This is a genomic window from uncultured Desulfovibrio sp., from assembly GCF_944324505.1.
Classification (GTDB): Bacteria; Desulfobacterota; Desulfovibrionia; order Desulfovibrionales; family Desulfovibrionaceae; genus Desulfovibrio.
In genome coordinates this window covers 62,003-81,725 of record NZ_CALUWO010000004.1, presented here as the reverse complement: position 1 = coordinate 81,725, position 19,723 = coordinate 62,003, and the positions used below count along the sequence as shown (strand labels likewise).

12 protein-coding genes are annotated in these 19,723 nt (G+C 60.7%); 6 read left to right on the top strand and 6 right to left on the bottom strand.

The features are described 5' to 3' along the window. Window positions 1–33 precede the first annotated feature (33 nt). The 3 genes from Q0J57_RS06090 (at window position 34) to Q0J57_RS06080 (ending at window position 3,118) form a co-directional block, all read left to right on the top strand. Window positions 34–1,779, top strand: a complete 1,746-nt coding sequence (locus Q0J57_RS06090) for an aldehyde ferredoxin oxidoreductase C-terminal domain-containing protein (RefSeq protein ID WP_297218311.1) — start codon at window positions 34–36, stop codon at window positions 1,777–1,779. A 147-nt stretch (window positions 1,780–1,926) separates the two neighbouring features. Beyond that, window positions 1,927–2,166, top strand: coding sequence for a MoaD/ThiS family protein (locus tag Q0J57_RS06085; RefSeq protein WP_297218309.1), 240 nt, complete (start codon window positions 1,927–1,929; stop codon window positions 2,164–2,166). A gap of 13 nt (window positions 2,167–2,179) precedes the next feature. Beyond that, a complete protein-coding gene (locus Q0J57_RS06080) occupies window positions 2,180–3,118 on the top strand; it encodes a ThiF family adenylyltransferase (protein ID WP_297218307.1) in 939 nt (312 codons plus the stop codon). 170 nt (window positions 3,119–3,288) lie between these two features. On the opposite strand, the gene Q0J57_RS06075 is transcribed toward Q0J57_RS06080, so the two are convergent. The 4 genes from Q0J57_RS06075 to Q0J57_RS06060 form a co-directional block, all read right to left on the bottom strand. Continuing rightward, window positions 3,289–5,319 (bottom strand): molybdopterin biosynthesis protein, encoded by a 2,031-nt coding sequence (locus tag Q0J57_RS06075; protein ID WP_297218305.1) that lies wholly within the window; start codon window positions 5,317–5,319, stop codon window positions 3,289–3,291. A gap of 47 nt (window positions 5,320–5,366) precedes the next feature. Further along, on the bottom strand, window positions 5,367–6,644 hold the full coding sequence (glp, locus tag Q0J57_RS06070) for a gephyrin-like molybdotransferase Glp (protein WP_297218303.1): 1,278 nt from the start codon (window positions 6,642–6,644) through the stop codon (window positions 5,367–5,369). A gap of 162 nt (window positions 6,645–6,806) precedes the next feature. After that, on the bottom strand, window positions 6,807–7,217 hold the full coding sequence (locus Q0J57_RS06065) for a hypothetical protein (protein WP_297218301.1): 411 nt from the start codon (window positions 7,215–7,217) through the stop codon (window positions 6,807–6,809). Between the two features lie 119 nt (window positions 7,218–7,336). Beyond that, window positions 7,337–10,585 (bottom strand): DEAD/DEAH box helicase, encoded by a 3,249-nt coding sequence (locus tag Q0J57_RS06060; RefSeq protein ID WP_297218299.1) that lies wholly within the window; start codon window positions 10,583–10,585, stop codon window positions 7,337–7,339. Window positions 10,586–10,680: 95 nt separating this feature from the next. On the opposite strand from Q0J57_RS06060, the gene Q0J57_RS06055 reads away from it, so the two are divergent. Further along, on the top strand, window positions 10,681–12,366 hold the full coding sequence (locus Q0J57_RS06055) for a peptide-binding protein (protein ID WP_297218297.1): 1,686 nt from the start codon (window positions 10,681–10,683) through the stop codon (window positions 12,364–12,366). Window positions 12,367–12,695: 329 nt separating this feature from the next. Then, window positions 12,696–14,861, top strand: coding sequence for a bifunctional (p)ppGpp synthetase/guanosine-3',5'-bis(diphosphate) 3'-pyrophosphohydrolase (locus Q0J57_RS06050; RefSeq protein WP_297218295.1), 2,166 nt, complete (start codon window positions 12,696–12,698; stop codon window positions 14,859–14,861). A 215-nt stretch (window positions 14,862–15,076) separates the two neighbouring features. On the opposite strand, the gene Q0J57_RS06045 is transcribed toward Q0J57_RS06050, so the two are convergent. Continuing rightward, window positions 15,077–16,591: an outer membrane homotrimeric porin gene (locus Q0J57_RS06045; RefSeq protein ID WP_297218293.1), complete on the bottom strand. Its 1,515-nt coding sequence runs from the start codon at window positions 16,589–16,591 to the stop codon at window positions 15,077–15,079. Between the two features lie 59 nt (window positions 16,592–16,650). Then, window positions 16,651–17,097: a squalene cyclase gene (locus Q0J57_RS06040; RefSeq protein WP_297218291.1), complete on the bottom strand. Its 447-nt coding sequence runs from the start codon at window positions 17,095–17,097 to the stop codon at window positions 16,651–16,653. A 267-nt stretch (window positions 17,098–17,364) separates the two neighbouring features. Between Q0J57_RS06040 and Q0J57_RS06035 the strand changes: the two genes are divergently transcribed. Next, complete coding sequence (locus Q0J57_RS06035; RefSeq protein ID WP_297218289.1) at window positions 17,365–19,707, top strand: phosphoethanolamine transferase; 2,343 nt, start codon at window positions 17,365–17,367, stop codon at window positions 19,705–19,707. The last annotated feature ends 16 nt before the right edge of the window (window positions 19,708–19,723 follow it).

Here is a 19,723-nt window from a genome sequence, read left to right as displayed (position 1 = left end):
TCCCGGCGCATGGACCGGGAAGGAGGATGCGAAATGTTTCGTTTTCTGCGTGTCAACATGGCTGCCGGGACGTGTGTTTTCGAGGATATTCCTCAGGAATACGCCGGCCTGGGCGGGCGTGCGCTGACCTCCACCATTGTGGCCCGCGAGGTGGAACCCACCTGTTCGCCCCTCGGTCCGCATAACAAGCTGGTGTTTGCGCCCGGTCTGCTGGGCGCCACCAACAGCCCTAACAGCAACCGCATTTCCGTGGGCTGCAAAAGCCCGCTCACCGGCGGCATCAAGGAATCCAATGCCGGCGGCCAGCCCGGCGGCCATCTGGCCCGCCTGGGCATTCTGGCCATCATTGTGGAAGGCATGGCCAAGGAAGGCGAGTGGTGGCAGCTGGAAGTGAGCCACAATGCCGCCCGTCTGGTGCCGTCCACGGTGACGGGGCTGAACAATTTTGACGCCGTGGGCAAGCTGGTGGAAACCTATGGCAAGGAATGCAGCTATATCACCATCGGCCGCGCCGGGGAATTCCGCCTGACGGCAGCCAGCATTGCCTGCACGGACCGCGAGCTTCGCCCCATGCGTCATGCCGGCCGCGGTGGTGTGGGCGCGGTCATGGGGTCCAAGGGCCTCAAGGCCATCATCGTGAATCCCGAAGGCGGCAAGAATCATCCGCTGGTGGACGAGGCGGCTTTCCGTGATGCCTCCAAGCGCTTTGCCAAGGCGCTGGCCGGCCATCCCATCACGGGCAAGGGCCTTGCCGAATACGGTACCGCCGTGCTGGTGAACATCCTGCACGAGGCGGGCGGCCTGCCCACGGCCAACTTCACCGTGGGCCAGTTTGAAGGGCATGAGGCCGTCTCCGGCGAAACCCTCAATCGTATTACCAAGGAACGCGGCGGCGAAGGCGCCGTGGCGCACGGCTGCATGAGCGGCTGCGTCATCCGTTGCAGCGGTATTCTGCCGGACAAGAAGGGCAAGTTCCAGAGCAAGTGGCCGGAATACGAAACCCTGTGGTGCTTTGGTCCGCACAGCGGCATCAGCGATCTGGACAAGATTTCCCGCTTTGACTACATGTGCGACGACTTTGGCGTGGACACCATTGACGTGGGCGTGGCCGTGGGCGTGGCCATGGCCGGCGGCGCCATTCCCTACGGTGATGCGGATGCGGCCCTCAAGGCCGTGGAAGGCATCAGCGAAGGCACGCCGCTGGGCCGCGTGCTGGGCTGCGGCACGGCGACCACCGGCCGTGTCTACGGCGTGCGCCGCGTGCCCTGCGTCAAGGGACAGAGCCTGCCCGCCTATGATCCGCGCGCGGTCAAGGGCGTGGGCGTGACCTATGCCACCACCCCCATGGGCGCCGACCATACCGCCGGCTATGCCGTGACGGCCAATATCCTCAACTGCGGCGGACATGTGGATCCGCTGAAGAAGGAAGGCCAGATCGAACTGTCCCGCAATCTGCAGATTGCCACGGCCTCCGTGGACTCCGTGGGCCTGTGCCTGTTCACGGCCTTTGCCATCCTGGACGTGCCGGATGCCCTGCCTGCCGTGGTGGACATGCTCAATGCCAAGTTCGGCTGGCAGCTCACCGGCGATGATGTGGTGACCCTGGGGCAGCGCATTCTGTCCACGGAAATCGACTTCAACCGCCGTGCGGGCATCTCGGAAGCGGCGGACCACTTGCCGGACTTCTTCACCGACGAGCCGGTGGCGCCGCACAATACCACCTTTGACATCACCAACGACGAGTTGAAGACCGTCTTCAACTGGATCGACAAGAAGTAACGCTTCCCGGGAACCGTCCCGCACCGGCGGAGGCGGTTCCCCCCTTTTTCTTTTCCGTGCGGCGAGTGCCGCTTGAATCCCCTGTCCGGGACCGTTATGCTGCATGTCTTCGTACAGGCGCGGCCACTGGCCGCAAAGGAAGCACATATGCACATTCTGGTAAAGTTGAGCACCACCCTGCGGGACTGCGTGCCGGGCTATGACCCGGAATCCGGTCTGCGCATGGAGGTTCCGGAAGGGGAGAGCGTGGCCGGCATGGTCCGCCGTCTCGGCCTGCCGCCGGAAGAGATCAAAATCATCATGGTCAACGGACGTCAGTACGGAGCGGACCGTACCTTACGCGACGGGGACCGGCTCGCTCTCTTCCCTGCAGTCGGGGGAGGTTAGGCGTCCGTTGACCATGATGACTTCCATCCCTGCCCTGTCCTGGGCAGACCTGCGTTCCGTGCTGCTGGCCCATGTGCCGGCATCTGTCCTGCCGGAAGACAGGCCGCAGGCCCATGCGCCGCTTTTTGTGCCCCGCGTGGCGACGGAGGCCTGGGCGCGGGCACGGCGGCTGCCCCTGCGCCAGGCCATGGCCGAGCTGCTGTCCTGCCATGTATGGCCGGAACGCTTCAAACGAAATTACGGTCTTTTTGACGCGGATGCAATGCGCCGCCTGCTTATGGCACGTGTTTTTCTGGCCGGCTGTGGCGGGCTGGGGGGGCATGCCGCGTCCCTGCTGGTGCGGCTGGGCGTGGGTGCGCTTGTGCTGTGCGATCCGGACAGCTTCGAGGAAAGCAATCTCAACCGGCAGGCATTCTGCACCGAAAGCACCCTGGGACGCCCCAAGGCGCAGGTGGCGGCCCGTGCCGTACAGGGCATGGCCGGCCATGTGGACGTTGCGGCCCATGTGCTGGCGGTGAATGCGGACAATCTGCCCGGACTGCTGCACGGGACGGACGTGGTGCTGGACTGTCTGGACAACATCACGGACAAAATCCTGCTGGAGGAGGCTGCCCTGCGGGCCGGCGTGCCCTTTGTGCATGGCGGCGTGCTGCGGCATGAGGGTTTTGTGTTCCGGCATGTGCCCGGCGGAGCGCAGGCACAGGGCGCACAGGAAACGGACACACAGGCCACGGCTGCGCCGGGGCTGCGCCGTCTCTATCCGCAGGGGCAGAGTCGCCGGGAGCAGGAGGCCGCTCGTGCCGCCGGGGTCAGCGTGCTTTCCGTGGCCGGGACGGCCAGCCTCATGGTGGGGCAGTGTCTTGCCATTCTGCTGGGCCGGGCCACGCCGGGCTGCGGACGCCTGTATCATCTTGATGCCGCCCTGCCCGAACTGGAAGCCTTTGACTGGTAGGGCAGCTGCCGAAGTGCCCCGGGCGGCGTTGCCGGAAGGACAGTCGCGGCCCGCATGACCGCGCGATCACCGGTGCCTGCCTGTGCACAAGGCGTGCGGGCAACAGGCACGAGGCACAGGGGCCGCCGGTCAGCCAGGACCGCACGGCGTCTGTCGTTCCCCCGTCTTCGTCAGCGGTCCGCGCTATGCTGTTCCCGCGCTGCTGCCGCCGGGGCGGACGGTGCGTCCGGCCGCTCTTCGGCCCCTTCCGGCCGGGAGCCGGCATATTCCCAGATCACCTCGCCGGTATGTGCCGCGCCGTAGCCGCCGAGGGCATCCACCGCAGCCCGGAACTCCGCCGAGCGGATGACCTCCAGCAGGGCCAGAATGCGTTCGTCCTGGCGCAGGCGTTGCGGAATGACCAGATCGTATTCCTCCACCCCCACGGGCAGAAAATCCAGCCCCAGGGCCACGGCGGCAGAACGCACGCCCAGCCCCGCATCCGCCCGGCCGGAAAGCACGGCGGCGGCCACATTCATGTGCGTATATTCCTCGTCCCGGTAGCCGTTGAGGCGTGCGGGCGCTATGCCTTGCTGCCGCAGCAGGTAGTCCAGCAGCACGCGGGTGCCGCTGCCGCGCTGGCGGTTGATGAAGCGGATGTCCTCACGGGCCAGATCGGCAATGCCCGTCAGGCCGCGGGGATTGCCGGGCGGCAGCATAAGCCCCTGTTCGCGGTCCACAAGATGTACAAGGAAAACAGCCTCGTCCAGGGTTTGGGCAATGGCCTGGCGGTTGTAGACGCCGCTCTGGCTGTCAAGCAGATGACAGCCCGCCAGGTGGCACTGATGCCGCGCCAGTGCCTGAAGGCCGCCCAGTGATCCCACATGGGCGGAGGTCAGGCGGCAGGCGGCATGATCCTTGCGCAGAAAGCTGTCAATGAGGTCCAGGGTATTGTCATGGCTGCCGATGGCCAGCAGGCCCTGGGCCAGGGTGTGGCGGGGGCGCAGCAGTTCCACCTCCACAGGGCTGCCGGCATCGATGCCTTCGCAGGCGCGGGGAATGGTGATGATGCCGTCGGCCCGGCTCAGGCTGGTGACGGTGCCGGCCCCCCTGGGCAGGGGCACGGCCACCAGGGTTCCGTCCACATCGCCCAGCTTCACGCGGATGCGTTCCTCCATGCCCGGCCGGGAGGGCAGGGCATGACAGGGGATGGCCTGTGCCCGTTCCCGGCAGTCCGGCGCATGCTGCTGCCAGCGGGCCAGCAGAGGCAGCACGAAGCTTTCCACGGCAATGGTGGCCGAAACAGGATAACCGGGAGCGCCGATGACAGGCCGGCTGCGCACCATGCCCAGCACCGTGGGCTTGCCCGGCATGACGGAAATGCCGTGCACCAGCAGGGTGCCTTCCTGCTGGATGACCTGCGCCGTGAAGTCCCGGCTGCCGGCGGACGAGCCGGCATTGAGCAGCACCAGGTCAGCCCCGTCGTCCAGGGCTGCGTGAATGGCGGCCGCAATGGCCTGCGGATCGTCGGGCACAATGGGCCGCACGTCGGCCGTTCCTCCCGCTTCGGCAATCATGGCGGAAAAGATGAGGGAATTGAATTCCGGCAGGCAGCGGCCGGCCTGGAGGTCCTCGTCCCTGGCCTGGGCAAGGGGCACGATTTCCGAGCCGCTGGGAATGATGGCCACCCGGGGGCGGGTGAACACCGGCACGCGCAGCACGCCGCCTGCGGCCAGCGCGCCCAGTTCATAGGCGCCGATGCGCGTTCCCGGCGGCAGGATGATTTCCGTGGCTACCATGTCTTCCCCCAGCTTGCGCACATGCTGCCAGGGAAAGGCCGCCTTTTCGATGGTCACGTGCCGGCCGTCGGCTTCCGTTACCACGTGCTCCACCATGATGACCGCATTGCAGTGCGGCGGCAGGGGATGGCCGGTATTGATCCAGTGGGCCGTGCTTCCCAGTTCCAGCGTGAGGGGACGCTGGGGGCAGGCGCTGAAGGTGTCTTCCGCCCGAACGGCAATGCCGTCCATGGCGGCTCCGTGAAAGGCTGGCGAGGAGCGCCGGGCAGCCACAGGACGGGAAGTGACGCGGTGCAGGGCCGCCGTCAGGGCAACCTCTTCCTCGCTCCGGGGAGCGGCGCAGGCGTCCATGGCAGCAAACCAGCGCCGGAGCGCGTCATCGGGATCCATGAGGGTAAGATAGGCGGTACGTTTTTTTTCCATAATGGCAGTTGGGCTGAAACAAGGGAAAAAGGGCGTGGCCGGCGGGACTACAGGCTGTCGTCCAGCAGCTCCACGGAAACAATTTCATCCGCATACAGACCTTCGCGGTTTTCCGGGCAGACCACCAGGCCCTGTGCCCGGGTCAGGCCGGAGATGCAGCCCGACGGGACAGCAAGGGGCATGGCCCGCCAGCGCAGGGGTGGCAGGCCCGGTACGGGGGACTGCTCTTCCTCCGGCAGGGCCTCCAGCCGCACGCGAATGTAGTCGCGCCTGCCCTGGGCCGAGGCCAGGGGGCGCCCCAGGCGGGCCAGCACGCCGGGAGCGGCCTGCGCCGGTGCCGTCCGGCCCTGCAGGCGGGCCAGCAGGGGCCGCAGGAAGACGCGGGCGCAAATAAGCGCGCTGCCGGTATGTCCGGGCAGACCCATGAGTGCCACGTTGCCGGATCGGGCCAGAATGAAGGGCTTGCCGGGGCTGAGTGCCACCCCGTGGCAGAGCAGTTCGCTGTCGGGCTGGCTGGTGAAGACCTCCACCGTATGATCCCGCATGCCGGCCGAGGAACCGCCGGAAATGACCACCGCATGATGGCTGGCCATGAGCGTCCCCACGGTGCAGCGCAGGGCGGGGGCATCATCGCCCACCAGACCGGCCAGCGTGACGCAGGCGCCGCAGGCGCGGCACAGGGCCGCGATGCTGTGGGCATTGACATCGCGTATCTGGCCCGGGGCCGGCGTCGTGTCAAAGGGAACGATTTCATCCCCCGTGGAGAGAATGGCTATGCGGGGCTGCACATGCACCGTGACCTGCGTCTGTCCGAAGGCAGCCAGCAGGCCCAGGTCCTGCGGGGTCAGCCGGCGTCCCTGCGGCAGGCAGACCTGGCCGGCTGCGGCATCCTCGTCATGGTGCAGCATATTTTCGCCGGGGGCCACGCTGCGGGTCAGTTCCAGCAGGGTGCCGCCGGCCTGACGGGAATATTCCACCATGACCACCGCGTCCGCTCCGGCGGGCAGCATGCCGCCCGTGAGGATGCGGGCCGCCTGCCCTTCGCCCAGCACCAGGGAGCAGGCTTCGCCCATGCGGCAGTCGCCCGCGTATTCCAGCAGAGCCGGAGAGGATTCCCCCGCACCAAAGACATCCCGCGCCCTGACGGCATAACCGTCCACCGTGGAGCGGTCAAAGCCGGGCAGGTCGTGCGGGGCCGTGAAGGGGACGGCAAGGTGCCGTCCCAGGGCCTGGTCAAGGGCAATGGTTTCCGCAGACAGCGGGGAAAAGCGCTGGATATGGGCCAGCACCTCTTCCACAGATTGCAGTTTGAGAAAGGATTTCATGGTGTTACCGTTAATATTATGACGAAATATAACCGGAGTCGCCCCCTAAAAGGAAGGCAACAAAATAAGAACCTGCGTTATACGGGAAGTGGTGAGGCGATAATACATCATTCCCTGGTAGGGGAAAAGCAGGCCACATTATTATTTTTCTTCTTTGAAAGGCTATGTTGAAAGGCGTTTTAGAGGAAATATATAGACTTGCCTATCTGCGCCACTGACATCTTTTTGTATGCTACGGTATGGCTCGCCAGCAAGTTTCATGATACCAGCATAGGTATAAACGCCCTGCGTAAACATTTCAAAAAGGTGAATAGTGACACCGTTAGAATTTGATTCGGCAAGAGTTTTATTTTGGCGGGAAATATCTTGATTTCCTTTCTGCCCCATGCCTGTATAATGCAGTATATCGCCCTGCCATTCATCTTTATAAAGTGATTTTATTCTGCTCGAAATAAGAACAAGAGTATTTGTTGTGAGGGAGCGACGCATACCACCTTGTTTACTACATTTAAAAATATCGGCAAGAGTATCGCCAGATATTTTTGTTCCAATATGTAATTCATTGATTTCCATATATTATTCCTTGATAGAAAAGAGAGGTGTAGAACTTTCTGCCTACCAAAAATAACAATGCGGTAGATAAGGATTGCCCTTATCTACCGCATTGTTATTGGTAAGTAAATGCAGAATGCCTAGACCTCGAACAGCATTTCCAGGTCTTCGCGGGTAAGGGATTTCCAGGTATCCTGACCGGGGATGATGGCCTCGGCCACGCCGCGTTTGGCCTCCTGCAATTTGAGGATTTTTTCTTCCACCGTATTCTGGCAGATGAGCTTGTAGGAGAAGACCTGACGGGTCTGGCCGATGCGGTGGGTACGGTCCGTGGCCTGGCTTTCCACCGCCGGGTTCCACCACGGGTCATAGTGGATGACATAGTCGGCGCTGGTGAGGTTGAGACCCGTGCCGCCGGCCTTGAGGGAGATGAGGAAGATGGGAATGTCCGGACTGTTGTTGAATCTGTCCACCTGCTCGAAGCGGTCCTTGCTGGCGCCGTCCAGATAGCAGAAGGGCAGCTGCGTGAATTCCAGCCACTGACGGATGATGTGCAGCATCTGCACGAACTGCGAGAAGACCAGCACCTTGTGCCCGCCTTCCACGATTTCCTGGATCATGTCCTTGAAGGCATCGAACTTGCCGGAGGGCAGATTGTTGGAAAAGCCCGGCATATCCAGCTTGAGCAGGCGCGGGTGGCAGCAGATCTGCCGCAGCTTGAGCAGGGCATCCAGAATGGACATCTGGCTCTTGGCCAGGCCCTTTTCGTCCACGTCGGCCAGCACCTGGGCACGCAGCTTGCGGGCCAGCGCGGCGTAGAGTTCGGCCTGGGCCTCTTCCAGGGCGCAGCAGGTGACGCTTTCCACCTTGGGGGGCAGGTCCTTGGCCACTTCGGCCTTGGTGCGGCGCAGAATGAAGGGACGCACGCGGGTGCGCAGATATTCCAGGGTTTCCGCATCGCCGTCCTTGATGGGCTTGACGATGCCGCGCTGGAAGGCGTGCTGCGATCCCAGAAAGCCCGGCATGAGGAATTCGAACAGGCTCCAGAGTTCAAAGAGATTGTTTTCAATGGGCGTGCCGGACAGGCAGAGCCGCATGCGCGCATTGATGCGCCGCACGGCGCGGGCCGTGATGGTATTGGGATTCTTGATGTTCTGGGCCTCGTCAAGAATGACGGTATTGAATTCGTGCTTTTCCATCTCCTCCAGGTCCCGGCGCAGCAGGGCATAGGTGGTGATGATGAGGTCCGAGTTTGCGATATGCTTGAACATGCCCTCGCGGCGTGTGCCGTAGATGGTCAGACGCCGCAGGTGCGGCACGAATTTTTCCGCTTCGCGTTCCCAGTTGGGCAGCACGGAGGTGGGCACCACGATGAGGTTGGGACCATGATAGTGATGCTCCACCATGTGTTCGATGAAGGCCAGGGTCTGCACGGTTTTGCCCAGGCCCATTTCGTCAGCCAGAATGCCGCCAAAGCCGTATTCTGACAGGAAATTGAGATAGGCCAGACCTTGCAGCTGGTAGGAACGCAGGGTGGCCTGCAACTTTTCTGGAGCCGGCACGGCCTTTACCTCGCGGAAGGAGCGTATCTTTTCGCGCAGGCTGTTCCAGAAGGAGTCCGTATGCGCGCCGGGCAGGTCTTCCAGCAGGCTGTCCAGCACCGGGGCCTCAAACTGCTTGAAGCGGGTCTGCGGCGGTTTGCTGGGGTCAAGACCCAGCGCCGTGAGCTTGTGGGCAATCTTTTCCAGCCATTCCTGCGGCAGGCTGGTATAGGACCCGTCCTTGAGCTGCACATAGCGCTTGCCGCGCGTCCAGGCCTTCCATATCTTTTCCAGGGGCAGGGACTGGCCCTCGTAGTCCACGGAAATGTCCAGCGAAAACCACTTTTCCTTTTCGTTGCTCACCACCTCGGCGGTGATGGTGCTCTTGGCCGTGCGCACCTTGTAGCGGGAAAGGGCCTTTTCGCCATAGACGCGGTAATAGTCCACCAGCTTGGGGTAGGAGTCCAGCAGGAAGGAAATGGCCTCTTCCGGCTCCAGGAACCAGAGGCGGTTGGAGCGGGCCTGAAAGTCCATGGCCGCCAGATCGCTCATGAGCTGGGCTTCCTCTTCCTGATGGCGGCGCACCAGATAGGTATGCCCCTCGTAGGTATAGCTGCCGGTCTGGAAGTCGGGGTTGGGACCACTCAGGGTAAATTCGCCGTGCTTGGTTTCGTAGATATTGTCGATTTCCAGGGTGAGCAGGCTGCCTTCCTCGTCAAGGAAGAGCTTGGGATTGTAGCTGGCAGGCTGGAAGACCGGCTCCATCTGGCGCAGGAACTGCTGCGGCTCGTAGAGTTCCGAGGCCGGCAGGCGCGTCCACACCCGGTCCAGGAATTCGGAAATTTCCTCGTGCGGCACCACGGGGCGCTCGTAGATGAGGCGGCGCACCAGCGCCGGGGCCAGCCCGGTCTGCACGGGGTAGAAATTGTGCTGGTAGCAGACCCAGAGCGGCATCTGCCCGTGAAAGGTGATGGGCGCGGCTTCGGGGCTGGTTTCGTCCGGCACCTCGCCATCGCGGTTCACGATGGGCAGGGGGGGGCGGCCCTCGCGCTTGAGCAGCACGTCAAAGCAGAAGCCCGCATCGTCCAGATTGGGCTTGAGCTTGAGGGCAAAGGGTGTGCTTTCGATGCGGCAGGGCTTGTCCGTATCCTTCCAGAGCAGGTAGTATTCCCGGCGCACCGCCCAGAAGAACCACGAGGTCAGCCCGTTGGGGATTTCCACCCGGTGCCCGTAGTAATCCAGATGCTGGCCGATCTGCTTGGCCACCAGCGGCAGCTGCGGCGAAAATTCGCACCAGCTGGGATTGTTGATGATCTGTTCCAGGGTGACTTCGTTGTGCACACTGGACAGGCCGGACTTGTTCTGCCGCCCCCGGAAGAAGGAAACCAGCAGACGGCCCGGTTCCGGTTCAAAGCGGAAGATGAGATAGTGCTTGCCCGGTTCCGGCTCCATATCGGCCGAGAAGAAGGAGCGGAAGCTCTCCTTCCAGTCCGAGGCGGGCACGGGCAGGGGAGAGGATCCCCCCTGTTCCTTGCGCAGCTCTTCCAGCAGGCGCATGGTCAGGGCCGCCACGTGGCGGCACACGCCGGAAAAGGCGTCGGAGCAGTTGCACTGATGGCGCGTGCTGCGGTCGGTGATGGTAAAGGTGAGGCTGGGCGTGTAGACCTGCAGGTCCTCTCCCTGAATGATGCCCTGCACTTCCCAGGTTTCGCCTTCCTGAATATTTATTTTTTGCACACCGCCCTCGGACACGATAGGGTAGGCGGTGTCACGGATGTATTCGGGAACGACGTCATGCAGGAAGGTTTCACACATCTCCGTGATGACAGCTTGTTCGGATCGGCTCATGGATTCTCCAGCCCGTGTGTAATCGGGGAAAAGCGGGCAACATTTGGCAACAATAGCCCAAAACAAACCATAAAGGCAACAGAAGATTGGAAGCTATGTACAATGGTTATCAAAAACGGCTGGCACGCGCCCGCCTGAGCCTGCGCTGGTGGCTCTGCCGGGGACTGCTGGTGCTGCTGCTGTGCGGTGCAGGGCTGTGTGGGCCGGCGGGAGCCGGTGCGTCTGACCAGCCTGCGGGAAAGACGGTGGAAACGCCCGTGGATGGGGACCGCATCTTTTTCGGCAGCATCGGCGAGGCATCCAACCTTATTCCTTATCTCACGTCAGACTCGGCCTCGCACGAGGTGGCGGATCTGCTCTATGTGGCGCCCCTGCGTCTGAACAAGAATCTGGAGCCGGAACCCTGGGCGGCGGAGAGCTACAGCGTGGCGGATGACGGACGGCGCTATCGCTTTACCCTGCGCAAGGGCATTCGCTGGGAGGACGGCGAGGAACTGACGGCCGAGGACGTGGCCTTTACCTGGAAGCTCGTCTGCGATCCGGCCACGGCCAGCCCCTATGCCGACGATTTCCTGCGCGTCAGTTCCTTCCGGGTCATTGACCGCTATACCTTTGAGGTGCAGTACGATCAGTTCTTTGCCCGCGGCATCTTCAGCTGGATGAATCCCATTCTGCCCCGGCACATTCTGGAGGGGCAGAATATCCGCAACACGTCCTTTGCCCGCCGGCCCGTGGGTGCCGGCCCGTACCGGCTCAAAAGCTGGGAGTCCGGTTCCCGCATCACGCTGGAGGCGTCGCCCACCTATTTTCTGGGGCGTCCGCACATTGACGAGGTGGTCTACCGCATCATCCCGGACATGGCCACCATGTTTCTGGAAACGCGCGCCGGCCGGCTGGATGTCATGAATCTTTCCCCGCAGCAGTATCTGCGCCAGACTTCCGGCCCGGAATGGACGGAGCAGTTCAACAAATACCGCTACCTGGGCGGAGTCTATGTCTTTCTGGGCTTCAATATGGAGCATCCCTTCTTTGCCGACCGGCGGGTGCGGCAGGCCATTTCCCTGGCCATCAGCCGGCGCGATATCGTGAAGGGCGTGCTGCTGGGCGAGGGCGAGCCGGCCTTCGGACCGTACAAGCCCGGGACCTGGGCCTATCATCCCACGCTCAGGGCGCCGGAACGCCATGTGGACCAGGCACGGCAGCTGCTGCGTGATGCCGGCTTTGCGGATACGGACGGCGACGGCATTGTGGACAGGGACGGCAGGCCCCTTGCCTTTACCATCCTGACCAATCAGGGCAATGAGGAGCGCATCCTTGCGGCCACGGTCATCCAGAGTCAGCTGCGTGACGTGGGCATACGGGTGGAAATACGCACAGTGGAGTGGGCCGCCTTTATCCGCGAATTCGTGAACAAGGGACGCTTTGATGCCGTCATGCTGGGCTGGACCATCACGTCGGACCCGGATATCTACCAGGTCTGGCACAGCTCGCAGGCCGTGGAAGGCGGCCTGAACTTCACCCGCTACAAGAATCCCGAGCTGGACCGCCTGCTGGAAGAGGCGCGCTCCACCCCGGATCAGGAGGTGCGCAAGCGCCTCTACTGGCGCGTGCAGGAAGTGCTTGCCGACGATCAGCCCTATTGCTTCCTCTATGTGCCCTATTCCCTGCCTGTGGTGCAGAAGCGCTTCCGGGGCATACGGCCCGCGCTGGCTGGCATTCTGTACAATTTCGAGGACTGGTGGGTGCCGCGCGCCCTGCAGCGCTACCATCTTGTGCCCTAGCCCTGCTCAGGCAGCGGACATTCCCGTGCAAGAACAGATCCCCCCGGTTTCGGGGGGAGCCGTGCGGAAAGCCGTCTCATGGTTTCGCTGCCGGTGCAGGCCGGGGCCGTGTTCTTTCGGCGTTCTCTGTGCCTTCCCCGATGGTTTTGCCCGGCGGCACGGCATTACGGGCGGCAGGCGGGCACGGAAGGGGGCTTGCCCCGCGGGGTGACGCGCTCCTGCCGTTGACAAGCACCGCTTCTTGACGGACAGTCAAACAATGTCCCCGGGCGCATGCCGTGCCTGCCGGCCTTGCGGCGCCACAACGTCCTACCCTTCATGAGGCGGTCATGATCCGTATTCAGGAAATTCTCGACAAGGTTGCGGCCAACAACAGCGACGCCAATCTGGAACTGATTCAGCGGGCCTACGTCTATGCGGCCACGGCCCATGCCGGGCAGACGCGCCTGTCGGGAGAACCCTATCTTTCCCATCCGCTGGCGGTGGCCTATACCCTGGCCGACATGGGCTTTGACGAGCCGACGGTGGCCGCGGGCCTGCTGCATGACACGGTGGAGGACACCAAGGCCACCATCGAGGAAATCGACGACAATTTCGGCGAAGAAGTGGCCGACATTGTGGACGGCGTGACCAAGATCAGCCTTATCCGCTTTGAGAACAAGGAAGAGGCGCAGGCCGAAAACATCCGCAAGATGATTCTGGCCATGAGCCATGACATCCGGGTGCTCATGGTCAAGCTGGCCGACCGCCTGCACAATATGCGCACGCTGGACTTTCAGAAGTCCTACAAGCAGCGGCGCATCGCTCAGGAAACCATGGACATCTACGCGCCGCTGGCCAACCGTCTGGGCCTGTATCTGCTCAAGCGGGACCTGGAAGACCTGAGCTTCAAGTACCTTCAGCCGGATATCTACAATCAGATAGACCACTGGCTGGAAAAGCATCAGGTGGTGGAAAAGCGGATCATCGAAAAGGTGGTGGGGCTGATCCAGGACCTCCTGGCCTCCAATGGCGTGAAGGGCCAGGTCTACGGCCGCATCAAGCACAAGTATAGCATCTGGAAAAAGATGCAGTCCCAGAATCTTACCCTGGATGAAATGCACGATATCATGGCCTTCCGCGTGCTGGTCAAGGACATCCGGGACTGCTACGGCGTGCTGGGGCTGGTGCATTCGCAGTGGAAGCCGGTGCACGGGCGCTTCAAGGACTATATTTCCATGCCCAAGTCCAACGGCTACCAGAGCCTGCACACCACGGTCATCGGGCCGGACGGCGAACGCATCGAAATCCAGATACGCACCGAGGAAATGCACCGGCAGGCCGAGCACGGCGTGGCGGCCCACTGGCTGTACAAGGAAAAGGGGCGGGTCAATCCGCGCGATCTGGAGCAGTTCTCCTGGCTGCGGGAAATCTTCGAGCGCCAGGGGGACGAGGCGGACTCGCGGGAATTCATGCACTCCCTCAAGCTGGACCTGTTCAAGGACGAGGTCTATGTCTACACGCCCGCCGGGCAGGTCAAGGAACTGCCGGAAGGGGCCACGCCGCTGGACTTTGCCTTCCTCATTCACACCAAGGTGGGACAGCACTGCGCCGGGGCCAAGATCAACGGCCGTCTTATGCCGCTGGGAACGCCGCTCAAGAACGGGGATACGGTGGAAATCATCACCGATCCGGCGCGCAATCCCAATCGGGACTGGCTCAAGATGGTCAAGACGGCCCGCGCCCGTACCCGCATCCAGCGTTACCTGCGCACGGAAGAGCGCGCCCACGCCATTACCCTGGGCCGCGACATGCTGGAAAAGGAAGGCCGCAAGATGAACCTCAATGTCAGCCGGGCCACCAAGGACGGGCACCTGGCCATTGTGGCGCAGGACATGAATTTTGAAAATGCCGATGAGCTGACCGCTGCCGTGGGCTATGCCCACATCACGCCGCGCCGGGTGCTCAACAGGCTCTATGCGGTCATGCATCCCGATGCCGCCACGTCCGAGCAGCCGGCCACGCCCAGCATCAAGGAAAGCAAGGAAACCGCCAAGCGCAAGAGCGAGGGCGTGGGCATTTCCGGCGTGGACGGCGTGCTCATGCGCTTTGCCAAGTGCTGCAATCCCGTGCCGGGCGATCCCATCATCGGCTACATCAGCCGCGGCATGGGCGTGACCGTGCATCGCGCCGACTGCCCCAACGTGGCCAACATGGAGCCGGAACGCCTCATTTCCGTTCACTGGGACGGCGCGGAAGAGCAGCAGAAGCCCTATGAGGCGGGCATCTTCATTCTGGCCCAGAACGAGCGGGGGGTGCTGGCCGATGTCACCCGCACCCTGGCCGGTGAGGACATCAATATCAGAACCCTCAATGCCGTGAGCCTGGTGGACGGCCGCTCCGAGGTGCGTGTCACCGTGGAAGTCAAGGACGCCAGCCAGCTGTACAAGCTCATCGAGGATATCCGCAAGCTGCCCCATATTCTGGAAGTGGTGCGCGATACGGAAGACGCCTGATGTCTGCCCGTTGCGCAGCGTGACGAAACGGGACCCCCGCCGGGGGTCCCGTTTCTTTGTTTGGCCGTTGTCGCCGCAGAAGGAGAAACGGCGATGCCGGCCGTGAGAGGAGAGGGGCTGTTCCGGCGCCGGCCGTCCGGGTGCCGGCGTGGCGGGCGGTGGCATGGGGCCATGCGCCGCCCGGACGGTGCTCCGCAGAGGAGCATGCGGCAGTATCAGAAGGTATAGGCCAGGATGAGCTGGGCTTTCCAGGCATCCTGCTTGGACCAGTTGCTGTTGTAATAGCTCTTGTCCCAGGTATCCTTGTCCATCATGTTGACGATATAGCCCAGTTCCAGATTGGCTTCCAGATTTTCGTAAATCTGGTAGCTGTTGACGAGGTTGAATTCCAGCAGGCCGTCATTGGTGGTCAGGTAGGGACCGTCCTGTGCGGCCGTGGTGTCATTCCAGGCCACGGCGGAATCCATGTACTTGACCATGGACGGGCTGTTGGTGCCGCCCCAGTAGGCCACGCGGAAGGTGTGCTTGAGATTTTCCACAAAGCTCATGTCGGCAAGTTGCAGGCCGATGCCCCAGGTGCCGGCATAGGTCAGATTGTTGTCATAGAAATTGTAGCCCGTGCCCCAGCCCAGGTTGCCGTCTCCCATGAAGGAGGTGAAGTTGCCGGAACCAGCAACGGAGGGCAGACGTTCGGAGCCGTTCTTGACATTGCCGTCATCGCCAGAGGCGTACCAGCCGAAAATGCCGGGCGTACCCCAGTCCATCTTGTATTCCACCAGGGCCTTGACAAGCCAGCCCTGCCGTTGGGAGCTGCCCCGCACCGGGTCCACGCCGCGCTTGAGCACGTCAAAGCGGCCCATGGCTTCCACATAGCCGTAGTTGATGTCCAGCTCGATATTCAGGGGATCAAAGGCCGTGATGGCCACGGGCAGGCCCGCCCAGAACAGGGAGCCGTAGGCCTTGCCGGTACGGCCCAGGCTGAGATCGCTGAAAGCGGGGTAATAGCCGGGCAGGGTGACATTCAGGGCGCCGTCGGCCGTTTCCACGCCGTGTTCGTTGAAGCGCGCGTTCTTGCCCTGCATGCCGTACATGACCCAGGGGGTCAGCTCCACGCCGTCGAATGTCAGGGGCAGCATGAGGGCAAAGAGGTCCATATTGTCCAGATAGTTCTGCCGGTAGTTTTCCGTGCTGCCGTGCTGTCTGCCGGCGTAATTGTCGTTGAGCGGGCGCATCCACAGGGCAGTCAGGCCCACATTGTCATTGAACCGGTAATTGGCCACCACGGCGGCGGCGTCGCCATCCATGATGGCGGAACCGCCGGCCACGTTGGGCAGGGCAATGGCCTGGAGGCCCATGCGGAAGCGCAGGTCCGTTTGGGGCACCATCCAGTCAAGATAGGCATTCTTGACCTTGATGGTGCTGGTGGAATCGGCCCCCAGGGCGCCGCCGCTTTCCTGCTGGCCCCATATCTGGTCCCCGATTTCAAAGAAGACCGTGCCGGACAGGGCTTCAGAGGCCACGGCATCCAGTTGCAGGCGGATACGCTGTGCGGCGCTGAAGGTGTCATTCGTATGGCTTTTCGTATTGTCCACATCCTTGATAAGGCTGCCGTCGCCGGCGCCGAAGCCCATCAGCCATTCGCCGGAGGCCTTGAAGTCAATGGCCTGTGCACCGGTGTTGGCGGCAACAAACAGTCCCGCCGCCAGAACCAGCGTCATGATGCGTTTCATACCATTCTCCTTTCGTTCCTGACGTAGAGGTGAGGCAGTTTCCTGGGGAAAATGCCGGATCAGCGGGCAGTCGTCGTGGAGATATCCCCCCGGTTCTCCACGGCGGCTGCCCGGGCCATATTACGGGAGCGGGCACGGGCTTTTTTGTGTCCGCAGGTGCAGTTGGGGCAATTGCCCGTGCATGTATGCTTGGCATGTTCGGGAACGATGAGCACCCTGTTGCCGTTGACGGCAAGGTGGAATCCCTGGCTGCCCTTGAAGGCAATGCGCTGCATGCCCACCGGGCTGGCAGGCAGTGCGTCGCGCAGGGCGCTGACGGCATCATCTTCCAGGCGGGTGACCTGGCGGACATCAATGAAGAAACGGTTGCAGCGGGCATGACGGCTGCGCAGCAGATCCACAATGGCACGGGCCTGCGGCATGGCAAAGGTTTCGGCAACGGCGATGTGCAGATTGTTGGCGCTTTCACGAATGGCAAGCGCGTTGTGGGAAGAGCTGGGATACATGCGATGCTCCGTGGTTGCGGTGAATTGACGGTTCAGAGCCTAGACAAAATGCAGGCGGGTGTCAATGAAAATGAAAGTGAATTTCAAAATTATTTTAGAGCTGCTTTTCCGTTGTCTGCCAGAATATTTTGGGGTAGATTCTTATGCTAAGAGCTGATTACCGTGGAGGGGCGACGGTAATACCCTCAGCTGGCGTGCCCCACGTCGTGCGTTAGGCGGCAACCTATGGTGCTGGCTCTGCGTGCGTAATTTGTGATGGAGATATATATGATTGTTTTAGTAAGTACGCTTGTATGGATAATAATATTTTTTGTTGCTGGTTTTTCACCGTTGTTTGCATCTGCTATAAGTATGTTTATTATATGGTATGCTGTTGAAACAATTTGTATTGTTGCTCCGCCAGTTGAACTTGTTCTTCTTGTGCAGTCTTTACTCTTATCTATTGTTCTGTTTTGTTCTATATTTTTTAGCAAGAAATATATATTGTATGTATATGTAGTAATTGTTGCGCTGTTTACTGTTGTATGTGTTTGCTCAGGCTTTCTGTGTGGGTATGTATCTCTCCATGGAAAGTTTGGTATAGATCAGTTTGCTGGGATATTTTATACAAATATGAGAGAAGCGCGAGAGAATTTTTATATATATATTGGAACGCGTGGCATATTATATACGTTGCTGTTTTTGCTCATTGTTCTCTTGCCGTTTTTTATCCCGGCACGGTTATGGAAAAAGTATGGACAAATTCTCCCTCGTTTTCGTTATCTTACGCCTTTTCTTTCTGTTATACTGCTTTCTATGGCGGTGTTTGTCTTTGTGTCAGGTAATGGCCGACCTTATGCCATTGTGGAAATGGCCCGCAGTTGTCTTTCTCAGGGAAAATATATTAAAAGTCGCCCCGTTCTGCAGCGAAAGTCAGGAGTTGAATCCCGAAACATGACCATCCTGTTGGTAATTGGTGAATCGGCGACAACGGCACACATGAGTGCCTACGGGTATTACCGCCAGACAACGCCGTGGCTTGAGGAGTGTGTGGATCGTGGAGAGGCTATCCTGTTCCAGAGAGCTTTTTCTGCGCACAGCTATACAGCACAGACCGTTCCTCTCATGCTGAGCGAGCTGCATCAGTATCGCGCAGGAGATATGCGCAATGCCCCCACTATTATTAACCGTATGCAGGCAAAGGGCTATGATACGTGGTGGATATCCAATCAGGAGCGGCGGGGCCTGCATGTTAGCACCATTTCAACGCTGGCGGAGGAGGCAGAGCATTGCTTCTTCATGGGGGAGAAGGAATCTGATCTGGGACTGGATGATGCGCTGTTGTCCCATGTTGTGCAGGCGGTGAATAGCCGTAATGCTCCAGGAAGATTCATTATCTGCCATTTAATGGGTAGTCATACGGACTACAGCAAGCGTTATCCTGACGGCTTTGAGCCGGATTTGGGAGGCCTTTCTGGCAGTTTGTGGGGAGATGTCGGCCGGGAAAAACAGGCAAAGATCAATGCCTACGATAAAAGTATTGCCTTTACGGATAGTTTTTTGCGTACACTTGTCTCCCGCCTGCCGAAAGATGAAAAGATAGCCTTGGTGTATGTCAGTGATCATGGTGAAAGTCCGACCTGGGAGTCATTCCATGATTCTAGCAAGGAGTTACGCCATGATATCTTTTCCATTCCCATGGTGATTTGGTTTTCTGACGTATTTCGTCGTGAAGAACCGGAAACGGTCAGTCGTCTGAGGTCCATTTCCAGGGAATATATTACTAATGATCGTGTAGCCGACATCCTTGCCTTTCTGGAATCTGGCTGCGGCAGCCCCGAATCGCTCGTACAGCGTGATCCCAGAGAGGCGTTAATCCGTTATGGTGAGGCCTCGGTGGCGCAGCTGGACAGATTTCAGACAGCGGAGCGCATACGGCGGCTTTCAGCCATGACAGGCAAGAACATTTTCCTGGAGGGGGCAAATTCCCTGGAAAAACTCCGTATTGGCGTACGATCTGGTTTTGACGGTGTAAAAATATCCGTTGGATATGATCCATCGCGAAAGCAGCTGCGCGTAAACTGGCCGGAAACAGCGGATGCGCTGCCTCTGGCGACGTTTTTGGAGACGCTGCGTACGTGGGGCAGGGAGGATGTCAGACTATGGCTTGTCATGAAGGGCGTTGAGGGATCCGCCGCTGACGAAGTGCTGGCCTGTCTTGAGGCTCTGGATGCCCGTTTTGCCATCCGGGAGCGCAGCCTCGTGGATATTTCGTTGTCGGGCGATATGCCACACTGGCGGCAGCAGAGGTGGCGTGTGGCCCATCATCTGCCAGCTCCCCCGCCTCATGATGTGGGCGGCCGGGAAATGTGTCGGCATCTTGCCGAAGTACGACGTTTACTTGATGTGAGAGGGGTATCCCTCGACCTTGCAACGTATAATCTGATGGATCGCGCGTGTCCTGCTGATCTTCAGGAGATATCGCTGTACGTGCGGTTCCCCTCGCCACGGGACATCAGTACTCGGAACACGATCACGTCGGCATTGACGCGTGAGAAAGTTGCGGGAGAAGATTGGCTCAAGGCTATTGCCATTACTCTGGAAACCGATGAAGACCGTTGCCGCGATTGATGGCGGAGTTATCGAC

Excerpts from the sequence above, each read along its gene's own strand:
- Q0J57_RS06090 (WP_297218311.1), top strand. The coding sequence starts at position 34 with ATGTTTCGTTTTCTGCGTGTCAACATGGCTGCCGGGACGTGTGTTTTC.
- Q0J57_RS06085 (WP_297218309.1), top strand. The coding sequence starts at position 1,927 with ATGCACATTCTGGTAAAGTTGAGCACCACCCTGCGGGACTGCGTGCCG.
- Q0J57_RS06080 (WP_297218307.1), top strand. The coding sequence starts at position 2,180 with ATGATGACTTCCATCCCTGCCCTGTCCTGGGCAGACCTGCGTTCCGTG.
- Q0J57_RS06075 (WP_297218305.1), bottom strand. The coding sequence starts at position 5,319 with ATGGAAAAAAAACGTACCGCCTATCTTACCCTCATGGATCCCGATGAC.
- glp (WP_297218303.1), bottom strand. The coding sequence starts at position 6,644 with ATGAAATCCTTTCTCAAACTGCAATCTGTGGAAGAGGTGCTGGCCCAT.
- Q0J57_RS06065 (WP_297218301.1), bottom strand. The coding sequence starts at position 7,217 with ATGGAAATCAATGAATTACATATTGGAACAAAAATATCTGGCGATACT.
- Q0J57_RS06060 (WP_297218299.1), bottom strand. The coding sequence starts at position 10,585 with ATGAGCCGATCCGAACAAGCTGTCATCACGGAGATGTGTGAAACCTTC.
- Q0J57_RS06055 (WP_297218297.1), top strand. The coding sequence starts at position 10,681 with ATGTACAATGGTTATCAAAAACGGCTGGCACGCGCCCGCCTGAGCCTG.
- Q0J57_RS06050 (WP_297218295.1), top strand. The coding sequence starts at position 12,696 with ATGATCCGTATTCAGGAAATTCTCGACAAGGTTGCGGCCAACAACAGC.
- Q0J57_RS06045 (WP_297218293.1), bottom strand. The coding sequence starts at position 16,591 with ATGAAACGCATCATGACGCTGGTTCTGGCGGCGGGACTGTTTGTTGCC.
- Q0J57_RS06040 (WP_297218291.1), bottom strand. The coding sequence starts at position 17,097 with ATGTATCCCAGCTCTTCCCACAACGCGCTTGCCATTCGTGAAAGCGCC.
- Q0J57_RS06035 (WP_297218289.1), top strand. The coding sequence starts at position 17,365 with ATGATTGTTTTAGTAAGTACGCTTGTATGGATAATAATATTTTTTGTT.